At 75.6% G+C, this 16151-nt stretch carries 12 protein-coding genes; 5 read left to right on the forward strand and 7 right to left on the reverse strand.

The features are described from left to right. Positions 1 to 67: 67 nt before the first annotated feature. Positions 68 to 1009 carry a LysR family transcriptional regulator gene (locus tag ACFO4E_RS18835; RefSeq protein WP_378576603.1) on the forward strand — a complete coding sequence of 314 codons (942 nt, stop codon included), beginning with the start codon at positions 68 to 70 and terminating at the stop codon, positions 1007 to 1009. A 48-nt stretch (positions 1010 to 1057) separates the two neighbouring features. On the opposite strand, the gene ACFO4E_RS18840 is transcribed toward ACFO4E_RS18835, so the two are convergent. Then, positions 1058 to 1990, reverse strand: a complete 933-nt coding sequence (locus ACFO4E_RS18840; protein WP_378576605.1) for a LysR family transcriptional regulator — start codon at positions 1988 to 1990, stop codon at positions 1058 to 1060. A gap of 72 nt (positions 1991 to 2062) precedes the next feature. Between ACFO4E_RS18840 and ACFO4E_RS18845 the strand changes: the two genes are divergently transcribed. Next, complete coding sequence (locus ACFO4E_RS18845; protein WP_378576607.1) at positions 2063 to 3040, forward strand: EamA family transporter; 978 nt, start codon at positions 2063 to 2065, stop codon at positions 3038 to 3040. A 37-nt stretch (positions 3041 to 3077) separates the two neighbouring features. Here the strand turns inward: ACFO4E_RS18845 and ACFO4E_RS18850 are convergent, their stop codons facing one another. Beyond that, entirely contained in the window at positions 3078 to 3305 is a 228-nt protein-coding gene (locus ACFO4E_RS18850; RefSeq protein WP_378576609.1) for a hypothetical protein, read from the reverse strand. A gap of 230 nt (positions 3306 to 3535) precedes the next feature. On the opposite strand from ACFO4E_RS18850, the gene ACFO4E_RS18855 reads away from it, so the two are divergent. Together ACFO4E_RS18855 and ACFO4E_RS18860 are read left to right on the forward strand one after the other, a co-directional pair. Beyond that, positions 3536 to 5338 (forward strand): hypothetical protein, encoded by a 1803-nt coding sequence (locus ACFO4E_RS18855; protein WP_378576610.1) that lies wholly within the window; start codon positions 3536 to 3538, stop codon positions 5336 to 5338. A 701-nt stretch (positions 5339 to 6039) separates the two neighbouring features. Continuing rightward, entirely contained in the window at positions 6040 to 7164 is a 1125-nt protein-coding gene (locus ACFO4E_RS18860) for a carboxylate-amine ligase (protein WP_378576613.1), read from the forward strand. Between the two features lie 82 nt (positions 7165 to 7246). Here the strand turns inward: ACFO4E_RS18860 and ACFO4E_RS18865 are convergent, their stop codons facing one another. Further along, entirely contained in the window at positions 7247 to 7900 is a 654-nt protein-coding gene (locus tag ACFO4E_RS18865) for an alpha-ketoglutarate-dependent dioxygenase AlkB family protein (protein WP_378576615.1), read from the reverse strand. A 286-nt stretch (positions 7901 to 8186) separates the two neighbouring features. On the opposite strand from ACFO4E_RS18865, the gene ACFO4E_RS18870 reads away from it, so the two are divergent. Then, the gene (locus tag ACFO4E_RS18870) at positions 8187 to 9350 is read left to right on the forward strand and encodes a magnesium and cobalt transport protein CorA (RefSeq protein WP_378576617.1); all 1164 of its coding nucleotides are present in this window, start codon (positions 8187 to 8189) and stop codon (positions 9348 to 9350) included. A 48-nt stretch (positions 9351 to 9398) separates the two neighbouring features. Here the strand turns inward: ACFO4E_RS18870 and ACFO4E_RS18875 are convergent, their stop codons facing one another. The 4 genes from ACFO4E_RS18875 to ACFO4E_RS18890 all read right to left on the reverse strand — a co-directional run bounded on the left by ACFO4E_RS18875 (position 9399) and on the right by ACFO4E_RS18890 (position 15550). Next, entirely contained in the window at positions 9399 to 10601 is a 1203-nt protein-coding gene (locus ACFO4E_RS18875; RefSeq protein ID WP_378576619.1) for a VWA domain-containing protein, read from the reverse strand. A 115-nt stretch (positions 10602 to 10716) separates the two neighbouring features. After that, a complete protein-coding gene (locus tag ACFO4E_RS18880) occupies positions 10717 to 13047 on the reverse strand; it encodes a DUF5682 family protein (RefSeq protein WP_378576621.1) in 2331 nt (776 codons plus the stop codon). Continuing rightward, complete coding sequence (locus tag ACFO4E_RS18885) at positions 13047 to 14144, reverse strand: ATP-binding protein (RefSeq protein ID WP_378576622.1); 1098 nt, start codon at positions 14142 to 14144, stop codon at positions 13047 to 13049. The genes ACFO4E_RS18880 and ACFO4E_RS18885 overlap by 1 nt, the downstream gene beginning before the upstream one ends. Then, on the reverse strand, positions 14141 to 15550 hold the full coding sequence (locus ACFO4E_RS18890; RefSeq protein ID WP_378576624.1) for a DUF5691 domain-containing protein: 1410 nt from the start codon (positions 15548 to 15550) through the stop codon (positions 14141 to 14143). Before ACFO4E_RS18890 ends, ACFO4E_RS18885 begins: the two co-directional genes overlap by 4 nt. Between the last annotated feature and the right edge of the window lie 601 nt (positions 15551 to 16151).

Consider the following 16151-nt stretch of genomic DNA (forward strand, 5'->3'; position numbering starts at 1 on the left):
GGATCACGTTGCGATGCCGGGTCCTGACGTGGCGTGGTGGTGCCGGGGCTCGCCTACATTGAAGATCATGATCGATGTTCGTCGGTTGCAGCTGTTGCAGGCTCTCGACCAGCACCACACCGTCGCCGGGACCGCGGAGGCACTGAGTGTCACCCCGTCGGCGGTATCGCAGCAGCTCGCGGCCCTGTCCAAGGAGACCGGGGTCGCCCTGGTCGAGCGCAGCGGGCGCCGGTTCCTGCTCACCGGCGCGGCACGGGTGCTCCTGGAGCACGCCGGCGTGATCTTCGCCGAGATGGAGCGCGCGCAGGCCGACCTCGCCCGCCACGCCGACGGCACCGTCGGCGTGGCGCGCGTGGGGTCCTTCGCCACCGGCATCGCCGATCTCGTCGCACCCGCCGTCGCGCGGCTGCGCGGCTCCCACCCCGGCTGGCGGTTCGAGATCGTGCAGGCGGAGCCCGAGGAGAGCACCGAGATGCTGCGCACCGGCGCCATCGACGTCGCGGTCACGATGTCCTCGGTCCACCTGCCGCCCAGCGGCACCAAGGAGTTCCGGGTCGACCCGATCATGGTGGAGCCGTTCGACGCCGTGCTGCCCTACAACCACCCGCTCGCGGCCTCCACCCACCTGGAACTCGCCGCCGACCTCGCCGGCTCCGACTGGATCATGTCGGGTCCCGGGTCGGCCTGGTACGACTGCGTCACCGCCGCCTGCAACCAGGCCGGGTTCCAGCCCCGCATCGTGCACACGGTCGACGAGTTCAGCGCGGTCTTCGCCATGGTCCAGGCGGGCCTGGGGGTGGCCCTGATGCCGCGCCTGGGCTGGACCGGCCTGCCGTCGGCGGGGATCGTGGTCCGCTCGGTGCGCAACACCGCGCAGCGCCACATCCTGGCCGTCAGCCGGGCCGGCTCGCACCCCGAACCGCTGCTGGGCGCGGTGCGCGAGGCGGCCAGCAAGGTGCCGGTGCCCTCGGCGGTCCCCCTCATGGTCTCGGGCGGCGGCGCGGCCTGACCCGCCCGCGCCGGCCCGCTGCGGCCGGGCCCTCGTGCCCGGCGGCGGTCAGCGCCCCGCTGCGGCCGGGCCGGGCGCGTCCAGGACCTCGGCGGCCGCCTCGGCCAGGTGGTCGGCGAGCAGCGCTATGGGCCGCCACGCCCATCCGCCGGTCCGTCCCGCGAGGTAGACGCGCCGGATCCCGCCGAGCTCGCCCAACGGCGAGTGCACGACGCCGCGCCGCGTCGCCGCCGCCAGCTTGGGCATGACCCCGACCCCCAGGCCCGCCGCGACCACCTGCTCCACGACGTCCAGGTTGTCGATGCGGTGCCGGATGCGGGGCGCGAAGCCGGCACCGGCGCACATGCGCTGGACGAGCTCGTCCTCGTCGCTGCCGCGCGAGTTCGCGATCCACGACGCCTCGGACAGCTCGCGCAGTCGGCGGCGGGTCATCGGGCGGCTGCTCGCCGGAGGGCCGGAGGGCTGCGACAGCAGCAGCGGCTCACCGCCCACCGGCCGCAGGGTCAGGGAATCGGGGAAGCGCCGCGGCACCAGGCTGTAGGAGTAGACCAGGCCCAGGTCGGCGCCGCCCGTCTGCAGCGCCTGCAACGCCTCGTCGGGCTCGTGCTCGATGACCCGCACCTCGATGCCCGGATACCGGTCGCGCAGCCGCCGCAGAGCGGGCAGCACGACCACCGGCGCCACGCTGATGAAGGTCACCAGGTTCACCCGGCCCACCGGGTCGCCGCTCCCGGCCAGCTCCGAGCGCGCGGCCTCGACCCGCGCCAGGATGTCCACGGCGTGCTCGGCCAGCCGGTGCCCCGCCGGGGTGAGGCGCACCCTGCGGCCGTCGGGGACCAGCAGCGGCACGCCGGCCTCCTGCTCCAGGACGGCGAAGTGCTTGGAGACCGCCGAGGTGCCCATGCCCACGACCTCGGCCACCGCCGCCATCGTGCCCATCCGGTCCAGCTCCACCAGCAGCCGCAGGCGTGTCAGGTCCATCCACCGAAACTACACGGTCGATCCACCAATGGTCCGTGGACAGAAACAAACCGCCCCGGCTGCAATGGTCCCATGATCACCTCCCCGCGCGGCCTGCTCCGCCGTGCCCTGGACCTCCCGGCCCCCCTTCTGCTGCTCGCCGGCATGTTCGCCCTGCACACCGGCAGTGCCCTGGCCGTCCGCGCGTTCGACTCCGTCGGCCCGGCCGGTGTCACCTGGCTGCGCCTGACGTGGGCCGCGCTCGTGCTGCTGGCGGTCGGCGGGCGATCGCTGTGGCCGGCGATCCGCCGCGCCACCCCGCGCGACCTGGGGGCCGTCGTGATCCTCGGCACAGTCAGCGCGGGGATGATGGCCCTCTACTCCGAGGCGACGGCGCGGATCGATCTCGGCACCGCCACCGCGCTGGAGTTCCTGGGCCCGCTGGCGGTGGCGGTGTTCGCCCTGCGCCGCCGCCGGGAGCTGGTCTGGATCGCGGCGGCAGCGGCGGGCGTCCTGCTGCTCACCCGGCCCTGGACCGGGTCGGCCGACCTCGCCGGCGTGGCCCTGGGCCTGGCCGGGGCGGGCTGTGTCGCCTTCTACATCGTGCTCACCCAGCGGGTCGGCGGCAGCTTCCGCGCGGTGCACGGCCTGGCCCTGGCCATGACGGTCTCCGCGGTGGTCATGGCGCCCTTCGGGGCGCCCCCGGTGGTGGCCGCCGCCGACGGCCGCATCCTGCTGGTCACGCTCGCCATCGCCCTGCTCTACCCGCTGCTGCCCTTCCTGGTGGAGATGGTGGTGCTGCAGCGCATGAGCCGCACCGCCTACAGCACCTTCATCAGCCTGGAGCCCGGAATCAGCCTGGTCATGGGGGCGCTCATCATCGCCCAGACGCCCCTGCCGGTCCAGGTCGCCGGGATGGCGCTCGTGGTGGCGGCGGGTATCGGGGCGGCGCGCGGCGACACCGGCCCGCCGCCTACCGGCACCGCCCGCCCCGCGGCGGAGCCGGGGGTCGATCGGCGGCCGGAATCGGCCGCCGCCGCGCCGCGGCGCGAGCCCGAGTACGCGGGCTGACCCCCGCCGCGCGGTGCGGCGCGGTGCGCGGCAGGCGTCACTTCTCGCCGCGCCCGCCCCCGTACTTCTTGTGCACCGCCTGCTTGCTGATGCCGAGGATGGTGGCGATCTCCGACCAGGTGCAGCCGAGCATGCGGGCGCGCCGCACCTGCACCGCCTGCAGCCGCTCGACCTCGGCGCGCAGCTCGACCGTGGCGTACAGGGCGGCCAGGGGCGAGTCTCCGCGCGCGGACTCCGCCAGTGGGGTGATGCGGTCCTCCTCCATACGGAGAAACCTACGCTCTCCCGGGCCCGGCGGCCACGCGCGGGCGCCGCCGCACCAGGGCGGCGGTGTCCGGCAGGGGTGCCGATATCCACTATGGTCGTTCGCAGACCTCGCCTCCCGCCCGTTCCGGGCGATGGAGGGACCCGCCCGCACGGGCGGGGTTTCCGTTTCACAGCCCGCTGCCGCTCCGCCCCCCGTACGGGCCGCCGCGGGGACCATGCAAGGACCGGATGAGCGTGCAATCAGATCTCGACCTGCTCCGTGCCTACGAGCCCGTGCTCGCCTACACCCGCGGCGAACTCCACTTCCCGGTCGACGTCGCGGACTACGTCGGCACCTGCAGCCTGTGGGTGGAGGACGGCGAGGGCGGCGAGCGCGAGGTCGTGCAGGCCGGCGAACTCACCGTCGACCGCCTGGCCCAGGCCGAGCTGGAATGGCCCGACCGCCACAAGCACCTGCGCTTCGTCCAGGAGTCGTCGCTGCGCGCGGAGGCCCGCCGCCACAAGCGCTCCGCCCGCCCCGTCATCCGCAAGAGCGGGCGACTGGCCGCCGTGGGCGTCCTCGGCCGCGTCGCCGACGTCCTGATGAAGCTCTCCCTGCTCATCCGCGGGGCCGTCCCCGGCGGGGTCGCCGCGGCCGCGGCCACCCGCTACAACGACCGGCTCGACAACGGCGGTGCCACCTACCACGCGCGCGTCATCCGTGAGGGCGGCTATATCGCGCTCCAGTACTGGTTCTTCTATGCGATGAACGACTGGCGCTCCACATACGGCGGCGTCAACGACCACGAGGCCGACTGGGAGAAGGTCACCGTCTACCTGGTCGAGGACGAAGACGGCGGGACCCGGCCCGTGTGGGTGGGCGCGTCCTCCCACGAGTACCGCGGCGACGACCTGAGACGGAGCTGGGACGACCCGGACCTCTCCCGCGAGGGCGACCACCCGGTGATCTACGTCGGCGCCGGCTCCCACTCCCACCAGATGCTCCCCGGCGACTACCTCATCCAGGTCGACCCCGCCGTCCTGCGCGGCGTGATCCACGCCTGGCGCCGCATCACCGAGCGGCTGTTCCCCAGCGACAGCGCCATCGTCCGGCACGGGATCGGCGTGCCCTTCGTCGATTACGCCCGCGGCGACGGCGTGCGGGTCGGGCCGGGCGGAGACCGCGAGTGGACCGCCGTCGTGATCGACGACACCACCCCCTGGGTGCGCGGGTTCCGCGGCCTGTGGGGGCGCGACACCCGCGACTGGCTCGACGGCGAGCGCGCCCCCAGCGGCCCCCGCTACGAGCGCGACGGAACGGTCCGCTGGTCCTGGGCCGACCCGCTGGCCTGGGTGGGGCTGCAGAAGGTCCCCTCGACCGAGGCCGAGGCCCGCGCCGGGCTCGCCGAGCACGTGCGCACGCTGGAGGAGGAGATCGCGGAGGCCGACGCCGGCATCGTGGCCGCCCGCGGCGACCTGCGCCGCCTGGCATCGGCGCGGGTGGTCCTGGCGCGCGAGGCGCACTCCGAGCCGCGCGCGGAGGAGTACGGCGCACGCGTCGGCAAGGCCGAAGCCGACCTGGGCGCGCTCTACGCCCAGCGGTCGCGGCTGGTCGATGAGCGCGACGCCCACCAGGCCGCCCTGGACGGCGAGGCCTCCGTGCTGGCCGGCCCCACCGATCACCTGCGCTCCCCGCACCTGCCCTATGCCTCCGGCAAGCAGCGGCCGACCCGCTTCATGTACGTCTGGGCCGCGCTGAGCACGCCGCTGCTGATCATCGCGCTGGGCGCGTTGGCGGTCCTGCGGCTGGGGTCGCTCACCATCCCCGCGATGGTCGGCGCGGTCATGGTGTTCGCCATGGTCGACGCCTTCGCCCGGCGCAGGCTGATGTCCTTCCTCGCCGGGCTCGCGGTCGTGCTCCTGATCGCGGTGGTGATCGCGGCGATCATCGCCGCGTTCGCGGCGAGCTGGCGGATCGCGCTGCTGGTCCCGCTGACGCTCATCGTGGTGATCCTGCTCGTGGTCAACGTCCGCGACCTCCTGCGCCGCTGACCCTTCGGCGGGGCGGAGGCCCACCATGGCACCTTCCGCGCCCGGCGACACCGGCACGACGGTGGCCCGCCCGGGGAAGGCCGGGGGCCGGTCCGGTTCCCGGCCGACCGGCGGCACCGTCGAACGGAATGAGGGTTCGGTGAAGGGTGGATAGCGAACGCTACGCCGCGATCGGACTCCCTGACGGACCATGGTGGGACTGGGAGGTCATCTCCTGGGACACCGCGGAGTTCCGGCTGAGCGCCGGGCACGACCTCACCTACCACCACGGTCTGGAACTCGTCTTCACCGAATTCCCCGTCGGCGGACGGCGGCAGGGGGACGCGGTGGCGGGGCCGCATGCGCTCGGCCTCCGGGGCCCGAACGGGTGGACGGCGGCCCGCCGCGCCCGTGGGGGTGGTGTGACGCGAGGGAAGGGGTGGTCCCGGGATCGTCGCTGAGCAGGGCGGACCTACGGAGAGCAATCGGTTGTCTTCGTAAGCGGCCATATTTTCCGGACCATCAGGAGAGTTCGCTGTGGAGCGCGCCGGGGGTATCAATAGGGCTCCACCCGTCGACCGCCAGGAGTCCGCCCCATGCCCGAGTCCGGACGCGCACGCCGACCCTCCCGCGCGGGAACCGCGCCGCCGACCAGGCCGCCGCGCCGGCCCGTCGTCGCGCCGGCGCCCGCACTGGACGCGGCGCGGCCGACGGCGCCGACCATGGGGGAGGAGGAAGAGTTCTTCGTCATCGACCCCGTGACGCGCCTGGCGAGCGCGCGGGCTCCCGAGATCCTCGCGGCGGCCGAACGGTCCGATGATCCGATCCCCCGCACCGACGCCCACCTGTGCGGTGAGATCACCCGCTACCAGCTGGAGGCCGCCAGCCCCGTCTGCCGGACCGCCGACGAGCTGCGCGGCCACCTCACCGCGGCGCGCGCCGCCCTGTGCGCGGCGGCGGCATCGCGCGGCCTGGCCGTCGCCGCGGCCGGGACCGCGGTGCTCGGCGACGTCGGCGGAGCCCCGCTCAGCGCCGGTACGCGCTACCGCAACATCGCGCGCACCTTCGGCGCCCTGCGCGACGCGCACACCGTCTGCGGCTGCCACGTGCACGTGGGCGTGGCCGACCCCCTGACCGCCGTCGAGGTCGCCAACCACCTGCGGCCCTGGCTTCCGTCGCTGCTGGCGCTGACGGCGAACTCCCCGTTCCGTCGCGGCCGCGACACCGGGCACGCCAGCTGGCGGGCGGTGACCTGGGCGCGGCTGCCTTCGGCCGGACCCCCGCCCTGGCTGGGGTCGCTCGCCGAGCAGGAACAGGCGGTTCAGGAGCTGATGCTCGCCGGCGCCATCCTGGACCGCAGGATGGTCTACTGGGACGTCCGGACCTCCGCCCACCTGCCCACGGTGGAGATCCGGGTGGGCGACGTCGCCGCCACCGTCGAGGAGGCGCTGCTATCGGCGTTGGTGGTGCGGGGCCTGGTCACCACGGCGCTGCTGGCGGTCAGCGCGGGCGAGCCCGCGCCCGCCCCCTCCGACGGTGTGCTGCGGCTGGCCATGTGGCGCGCCGCCCGCGACGGCCTCGAAGGGCTCACCCTCGACCCCGTCGCCCGAGAACTCGTCCCCGCGCGCCGACGGGTCGAGCGGATGCTGCACGCGGCCTCCCCAGGGCTGCGGATGTGCGGCGACGAGGAGACCGCCCACCTCCTGCTGGCCCGGCTGCTGGGCCTGGGGTCGGGCGCCCACCGGCAGCGCACCGCCTACGCCCGGCGCGGCCGCGTCTCCGATGTGGTGGACCTGCTCATCCGGCAGACCCGCGACGGTCTCGCGGCCGCGGCCGAGCACAACTGACCGCCGGCCCCGCTCGTCCCGCCCGTCCCGGCCGCCGCCGGGACGGGCGGGCGGCCCTGCCCGTCCGCGCGCGCCGCGGGGGTCAGCCCAGGCCCGAAGCGCGAATGGTGATGTTGAGCCGGCCCGCCGGCAGGCCGATGCCCTCGGGGCCGGTACCCGGGCGGGTCCGGGGCACGCCGTGGTAGGCGCGGCGCGACGGGCCGCCGAAGACGAACAGGTCGCCGCTGCGCAGCTCCACGTCGGTGTAGGGGCGGGTCCGGGTCTCGGTGTTGCCGAACCGGAACACGCAGGTGTCGCCCAGGCTCAGCGACACCACCGGCACGTCGGCCTGCTCGTCGGCGTCGCGGTGCATCCCCATTCTGGCGTCGGCGTCGTAGAAGTTGACCAGCGCCACGTCGTAGTCGGGCGTGCCGTCCGGGAGGGGCGCGCCGTAGGCGGTCTCCACCCCGCTGCGGGCGAGCGCACCCAGGTCGGGCGGGAACGGGGTAACCGGGGTGCCGTCGGGCAGCGTGGCCGCGTAGCGGTACGGGGCCCAGTGGAGTCCGAGCGAGGCCATCGAAACGCTCATCACGCCGCCGCGCGGCATCCGGTGGCGGCGCATCCCGGCCGGGCCGACCGCCCAGCCCCGGCACCGCTCGACCAGGACGCGCTGGGCGTCGGGGTCCAGCCAGCCCGGCACGTGCACCGCGCCCGGTGCGATCTCCACCGGCCGCGCCGGGAACAGCGGTTCGCTCATCCCCCCAGTCTCCCCGCCCGGCCCCGCCCGCGCACGTCAGGGGCGTTCCCGCCGACCACCGCCCACCGGAGCCCGCCCGCCGCACCCCCGTACCCGCCGCGCGCGGCACCGGTTGCCCCGATGCGTGCCGCCCGGCGGCTACCCTGGAGGCGAGCGGACGAGTAACGGATGCGGGGAGGTGGGGCCACCATGAGCCGACCTCCCAGTACCACCTAGCCGCACGGCCCGTCCCGGCCGTGCGTGCGCCCTGGTCACCATCCGTTTCCAGCCCGCCCAGGGGTGTCCCATGCCGCAACGCCGTCCGCTGTCCTGGCTGCCCGCATTCCGGATGCCGCTTCAGAACCGCATCTCCGTCGACGATCCGGCCCCGGAGTACGCCATGGACCCGCGCGCCGATTCAGCCCGCACTCCGTCCATGCACGAGAGTGTGATCGACGCTGCGATCTACGTCGACGGGCGCCGCCAGGACACCCCCGCCGACCTCGGCAACCTCGCCGAGCTGCACCGCCACACGCCCCGTACCGAGGGCGCCATGGCCTGGATCGGGCTGCTGCGGCCCGTCGAAGCCCAGGTGCTGGCCGCCGCCGACGAGTTCGGCCTGCACGAGCTGGCGGTGGAGGACGCCATCGTCGCCCACCAGCGGCCCAAGGTCGAGCGCTACGACGACAGCCTCTTCGTGGTCCTCAGGGCGGCCCGCTACCTCGACGCCGCCGAGCAGGTCGAGTTCGGCGAGATCCACGTCTTCACCGGACCGCACTTCGTGCTGACCGTCCGCCACAGCGACGCCCCCGACCTGGCCGCGGTCCGCCGCCGCCTCGAAGCCGACCCCGACCTGCTCGCGCACGGCCCCATCGCCGTCCTCTACGGCATCCTCGACGCGGTCGTCGACGGCTACGCCCCCGTGGTCGCCGGCCTGCAGAACGACATCGACGAGATCGAGACCCAGGTCTTCGACCGCGACCCCAATGTGTCGCGGCGCATCTACGAGCTGTCGCGCGAGGTCATCGGCTTCCAGCGCGCCGCCCACCCCCTCCTGGAGGTGCTGCGGTCCCTCATCGACGGACTCGCCGACGAGGAGGCCCACGCCGAGCTGCGCCGCTACCTGCGCGACGTCGCCGACCACGCCACCGCCGCCGCCGAGCGCTCCGACGCCTTCCGCCAGATGCTCCAGGACATCCTGGCGGTGAACGCCACCCTGGTGTCCCAGGCGCAGAACGAGGAGATGCGCCACCTCACCGAGGCCAGCTACCGGCAGGGCGAGGTCACCAAGAAGATCTCGGCGTGGGCCGCCATCCTCTTCGCGCCGACCCTGGTGGCCGGCATCTACGGGATGAACTTCGACCACATGCCCGAACTCCACTGGACCCTGGGCTACCCCTTCGCTCTGAGCCTCATGGCGACCGGCTGCGTCGTCCTCTACCTGCTCTTCAAACGCAGCAACTGGATGTAGCGCCCGCTGCGGCCGGGCCCCCGCCCTGGCCGCAGCGGGCCGCCTGGGTCACACCCGGCCCGCGGACGCCCCGCCACCGCCGTCCCCCGCCTGCTCCCGCTCCGCCCACGACACCAGCGAGCGCCCCTGGACCGCGGCCGCCATCAGCTCCGGGAACCGGTCGGGCGTGCACGCGAACGCCGGCACCCCCATGGCCGCCAGCGCCGACGCGTTGGCGCGGTCGTAGGAGGGCGCCCCGTCGTCGGACAGCGCCAGCAGCACCACCACCTGCACCCCGGCCGCCTTCATCGCGGCGACCCGGCGCAGCATCTCCTCGCGCACGCCCCCCTCGTAGAGGTCGCTGATGAGCACGAACACCGAGTCCGAGGGACGGGTCAGCAGCCCCTGGCAGTAGGCGACCGCCCGGTTGATGTCGGTGCCGCCGCCCAGCCGGGTGCCGAACAGCACCTCCACGGGGTCGGCGAGCCGGCCGGTCAGGTCCGCGACCGAGGTGTCGAACACGACCAGGGAGGTCCGCAGGGTCCGCATCGACCCCAGCACGGCGCCGAACACCCCGGCGTAGACCACCGACGACGCCATCGACCCGCTCTGGTCCACCGCCAGCACGACGTGCCGCCGCACGCCCCGCGCGCGGCGGCCGTACCCCACCAGGGTCTCCGGCACCACCGTGCGCCGCTCGGGCAGGTAGTGCCGCAGGTTGCGGCGGATCGTGCGGTCCCAGTCGATGTCGGCGGTCCGCCGCGGCCGCGCCGTGCGCGCCGACCGGTCCAGCGCGCCCTGCACCACCGACCGCGTGTGCCGGGCCAGCCGGCGCTCCAGATCCGCCACCACCCCGCGGACCACGGCCCGCGCCGACTCCCGGGCCGCCTCGGGCATCACCCGCGCCAGCGAGAGGAGCGTGCCGACCAGGTGCACGTCGGGCTCGACCGCCTCCATCATCTCCGGCTCCAGCAGCAGGCGCTCCAGCCCCAGCCGCTCCATGGCGTCGGCCTGCATCACCCGCACCACGCCGGTGGGGAAGAAGGAGCGGATGTCGCCCAGCCACGCAGCGACGCGCGGGGCCGACCCCTCAAGGCCGCCGCGGCGCGGCCCGTCCCCGTCGCGGTCGTAGAGCGCGCCGAGCGCGCCGTCCATCCGGGCATCGGCGGCGCCCAGCCCGCCCAGCGCGTCCGCGGCCGTGCCGCCGAGCACCAGCCGCCACCGCCGCATCCGTTCCGTGGCGGCCTCCGCCCCCGTGTCCGTGCCGTTCATCCGAGACCTCCTTGCGTGCGGGCCCCGGACCCGGCCGGGGAGGGACACGTCGTCGACGCCGGTTCCGTGGCGGGTCCGCCGTGCCCGGCCGAACCGCGGGTGACCGACGCGGCCGTCACCGGGCGCCGCCCGCGCCCCGCGGCACCGCACCCAGCACGAGGGCCGCCGTTGCCAGCGCCGGCGCCGCGCGCCCGGCGTCGAGGGCGGCGCCGCCCGCCGCCGGCACGGGCGCGCCGGTCTCGCGGTGCCGCACCCGATCGCCGACGGCCCGGCGCTCGGGCGCCTCGAACGCGCCGAAGGTGCGCCGCAGCAGGGGCAGGACGTCGGTGAACGCCTCGGGTGACAGGCCGGTCAGCCAGCCGTCGACCAGCGCCAGCAGCGCTTCGTCGTGGACCAGCAGCAGGCCCGAGCCCGACAGGAACCCCTCGATCCAGGCGGCCGCCCGCTCCGGTGGCGCGGCGCGTGAGGTGGCCAGGCCCAGCCGCACGGCGACGGTGGCGTCGTCGAGCCGCCCGGAGTCGTACAGGATGCGGTGCGCCCGGCCGCACACCCGGCCCGGGACGTCGTCGCGGACCGCCACGGAGCCGAGCGCGTCCAGCCAGTCGGCCTCGGCCGCGCCGCCCAGCAGCACGGCCGCCCCGTGCACCCCGTCGATGCCGGACACCACGTGCGCGGCGGCGTCGTCGCCCAGCCCCGACAGCGCCGGGCCCAGGCCCGCGCAGACCCGCGCCATGAGCTGCCCGGCCACCCGGCCCAGTGCGGCGGAGCCGGTGCGGCGGACGTCGCCGTAGCGGGCCGACCGGGCCAGCGGCGGCACCGCGTCCATCAGGTGCTCGATGTCGTCGTCCTCGGCCGCGCGGACGGCCAGGCGGGCCAGCACGTCGTCGACCGCGTCGTCCAGCCCGGCCTTCAGGCACGCTTCGGTGAGCGCGGTCAGCTCCGGCAGGGGCGCCCGGGCGGCGAGGTCGCGGGCGCGGGCCGCCGCGGCCCCGGCGACGGTGCCGCCCCAGCGGCCGGCCTCGATCAGCGCGAGGTCCAGTTCCGGCGCCCAGGCCAGCGTCCACGCCTCGCGAAAGGTGCCCTGCGACCGCGTCGGGCCGCGCCGGGGCTCGCCCCACGCGACCCCGATGAGCCGCAGCCGGTGCAGCAGGGCGCTGCGCGTTCGCGCGGACTCCTCGCGCAGGTCCAGGTCGAGGTCGTGGGCGACCGGATCGGGTTTGAGCCGGAGCCGCCGCTGCTGCGCGGCCAGGTCGCTCCGGAGCGGCACCATCGGAGTGGAATCGGGCACCGACCCCATGCGCTCACCGATCGCCATCTCGCGGTGGACCGGCCCGGCGCGCTCCGCCGAGCCCTCGCACAGCACCGCCGATGTCGCCTCGGCCAGCTCCGCCAGCCCGGCGAGCGGGCGCCCGCGGAGTGCGGCCAAAGCGCCGGTCAGCCGTACCGCCTCGATGACGTGCGCGGACGACACCGGATGGTCCTTCTCGCGCAGGAGCCGGGCGGCCTCGGCCAGCCAGCGCTCCACCGGCCGGTCCGGCGCGGTGAAGAGGTGGTGGTACCAGCCGGGGGAACGGACGCCGGCCAGGTACCCGGACCCCGCGGCCAGGCGGCCGTGGGTCCAGGGGATCCAGGTCGCGGCCACCTTCACCTTGGGCAGGCCGCGCAGGAGCGCGTCGTCATCGGCCACACGGGGGTGCTCCAGCAGAGCCGGCACGTGCCACGCGCCGCACACCACCGCGATCCTCTCGTGGCCCGCGCGCAGCGCCGAGCGCAGCACCCGGCGCATGTGCGCCTCGCGGCGCGCTTCGTGTGGATCGGGTCCGGGGGAGAGCTCGGCGCGCACCGCCGCCATCGCCTCGGCGATGGCCGGGAACGGCGAGGGCGCCCCGATGGCGGCGCCGGATTCGGGGCGCTGCTCGACGACGTCGTCCCACCAGCGCTCGGGGTCGTCGTAGCCCGCGGCTTCGGCCAGTACGCCGAGCGGGTCGACCCGGGCGCGCTCCGCGGCCCCGGGGGCGCCGCCCGCGGGGCGGACCCGTTCCGGGCCGTCGCTGCTGTCCACCTCCTCGGGCATGCCACCGGCCCCGGGACCGCCACCGGGCCCGCGGGCGGCGTCGGCGGCCAGGGAGTGCGCGGCGGGGAGGTCGCAGAAGCGGACCTCGGCGCCCGTGCGGGCGGCGTACTCCAGCGCCACCCACTCGGGGGAGAACTCCGCGAACGGCCAGAACGCGGCCCGCTCGGTGTCGCCGGGCGTGTAGGCGAGCAGCGCCACCGGCGGTTCCAGCCCCGGTACCAGGCGGGTCAGCGCGTCGGCCTCGGGCGGGCCCTCGATCAGCACCGCGTCGGGCCGCAGCCCCTCCAGCGCCGCCCGCACCGCCCGCGCCGATCCGGGGCCGTGGTGGCGCACCCCCAGCACGTGGACCCGGTCGGTGTCCACCCGGCCCATCAGCGGCTCTCCTCGCGGCAGGCGGCGTAGAAGTCCTCCCAGCCCGGGCGCTCGCGCACGACGGTGTCCAAGTACTCGCGCCACACGACGGCGTCGGAGACCGGGTCCTGCACCACGGCGCCGTGGACCCCGGACGCGACATCGGCCGGGCGCAGCGTCCCGTCACCGAAGTGCGCGGCCAGTGCGATGCCGTTGGTCAGCACCGAGATCGCCTCGGCGGTGCTCAGCGTGCCGCTGGGCGACTTCACCTTGGTGCGGCCGTCGGCGGTCACCCCGGAGCGCAGCTCCCGGAACACCTGGACGATGCGGCGGATCTCGTCGGTGCTGGTCGGCACCTCGGGCAGCTCCAGCGAACGGCCCAGGTCGGCGACTCGGCGGGAGACGATCTCGACCTCGTCGTCGGCGGTCCGCGGCACCGGGAGCACGACGGTGTTGAACCGCCGCCGCAGCGCGCTGGACAGGTCGTTGACGCCGCGGTCGCGGTCGTTGGCCGTGGCGATGACGTTGAACCCGCGCACCGCCTGGACCTCGGTGCCCAGCTCCGGGACGGGCAGCGTCTTCTCCGACAGCACCGTGATCAGCGCGTCCTGGACGTCGGAGGGGATCCGGGTCAGCTCCTCGACCCGGGCCAGGCGACCCTCGGCCATCGCGGTCATGACCGGGCTGGGCACCAGGGCGGCGTCGGAGGGCCCTTCGGCCAGCAGCCGGGCGTAGTTCCAGCCGTACCGGACCGCCTCCTCGGCGGTCCCGGCGGTGCCCTGGACCAGGAGCGTGGAGTCGCCGGAGATCGCGGCGGCCAGGTGTTCCGACAGCCAGGTCTTGGCGGTGCCCGGAACCCCGAGGAGCAGCAGGGCGCGGTCGGTGGCCAGGGTCGCCACCGCGACCTCCACCACGCGGCGGGCGCCGATGTACTTGGGGGTGACGGCCGTGCCGTCGTCGAGCGTGGTGCCGAGGATGTAGGCGGTCACGGCCCACGGGGACAGCCTCCACCCGGGCGGGCGCGGCCGGTCGTCGGCCGCGGCCAGGGCGGCCAGCTCGTCGGCGAAGTGCTGCTCGGCGTGCGGGCGCAGGGCGGCCGTGGCGGTGGCGGAGGTCAACGAAGCTCCTCGTGCATGTCGGATCGGAATCGGAGGGTGCGGGCGAGCCGGGAACGTGGTTCCCGGCGATCGTCCTCGGCGAGGTGGAGGCCCCCGTCGGCGTACGCGTCGAACAGGGGGTGCGTGCGGGGCGGCAGCCACGCCTCGGCCTGGCGGCACAGCCCGGCCAGCGGCGAGGAGGCGAGGTCCGATGCGGGCTCCCGGAGGATCACGCCGGCCACCAGCGCGCCCAGCTCCTCGGTCCACGGGCAGGAGAGCTGTTCCAGCACGGTGAGCAGGGCGGCCGCGGTGGCGCCCGTTCCCCGCTCGGCCGCCCAGGCGCACCGCTCCGCCGCGGGCAGCAGGGCCAGCAGCGCGCGTCCCCGGCTGCCGCGCATGTCGTGGCCGCGGGTGAGCCGGTCCATGGCGGCGGGGAGGAGCGCACGCGCCCACGCGAGGTCGCGCTGGACCACGGCCGCGTTGGCGAGGGCGTCGAGCAGGTCCCAGTCGCCGGAGTCCTGGGCCTGCGCGACCACGTGGGCGCGGTCGCCGCCGAAGTGGCCGGTCCAGGTGTCGAGCGGGGTGTGGGACACGAGCGTCCACAGCCATTCGCGGCGGATGTCCCCGCGGGGGTCGCCCCCTTCGGGGACGCTGACGTTCAGGTCGCGGACCAGGTCGGCGTCCGACGGGTCCGGCAGCGTCACGCGCGGACCACCGGTACCGGGGCGGATGTGGCGCCGGGCGTGGCCGGCGAGCCTCCTGCCGCGGTCGGTGTCGCCCAGCCGGGCCATCAGCGCCATGGCCAGGCCGCGGACGCGGGGGCTGCGGTCGGACAGCGCCTCGGCGAGGAGGGGTTCGTCGCCGGGGGAGAGGCACTCCTCCAGCGACTCCAGCAGCCGGCGGCGGTGATCAGCGTCGCCGGCGCGCCACTGCGCCACGGTGAACGCGCCGACCGGGGCCGACCGGGGCACGTAGGACCACTGGGGAGCGAGCGCGGCCAGCCAGCGGCCGCGCTCGCCGCAGACCCGCGCCACCCGGCGGCCCAGCCCGTGGTCGCGGGAGCCGGCGTCGAGCAGCCGGGGGAGCAGGTGCGGCGGGACGCGCCGCCCGCGCTCGGCGGCGAGGTCCAGCCACTCGCCGAGCCGGAAGTCGGCGGTCTGGGCGAGCAGCTCGCTCAGGCGCAGTGCCGCCGCGTCGCCCACCACCGGGGCGGACTCGGCCGGAGCGGGCGGCAGCGGGTCGGCGCGGCCCGGCGTTCGCCCGGCCCGATCGCGCACCGCGACCAGCGCGGCCCGGTCGAGCAGGGTCAGCGCCGGATCGCCCCCGGCGACAGCGGGCAGCCCCGGCGGATCCGGCACAGCCCGCCGGTCGGTGCCCACCAGGGCCGCGGACACCAGGTCCGGCCACACGTCGTCGGATGTCGACACGGAAAGCGGTCCTCTCACAGGGGAAGCAGGAGGGGGCGGGGTGACGGGCGGCGCGTACCGCGCCGACGCCGCGGCGGAAGCGGGCGGACCCGGTATCAGGGCCGCGATCACCGTTGCGGACGGCGTCTCAGGCGCAGGCGGCCGACGCCATCGGCGCGCACTCCGGCTTCCGCGGCGCGAAGCGCGCCGGGAGGTCCCACACGCGTCGGCCGGCGCCGCTCACCGCTGTGACCGCTCCCGGGCGACCGGCCGTCCCCGGCACGGGGTTCACGGCCGGGCCTGCTGGGTGCCTCGTCGCGTGTTCGACGCGGGCGCCGGTGGGGTGGTGCGGCTGTGTCCCGTCTGGAAATGGGCGGGTCCTGGGGTGAGGACCGCCGTGGGGGTGTGGTGTCGTGCGGGGTGTCGCCGCGGGTGGTTTCCGGTGGTCGGCCTTGCCGGGAGCGAGGTTCACGGCCGGGCCTGCTGTCCTCCTCGTCACGTGCTCGGTGCGGGTGCCGGTTGGGTGGTGCTGCGGTGGTGTCGCGGCGTCCGGAAATGGGCGGGTCCTGGGGTAGGGGTGCGGTGTCGCGCGGGGTGTCCGCGGACCTGGGGGTGTGCGTCA

It is taken from the genome of Nocardiopsis mangrovi, from assembly GCF_042653925.1.
GTDB classification, from domain to species: domain Bacteria; phylum Actinomycetota; class Actinomycetes; order Streptosporangiales; family Streptosporangiaceae; genus Nocardiopsis_B; species Nocardiopsis_B mangrovi.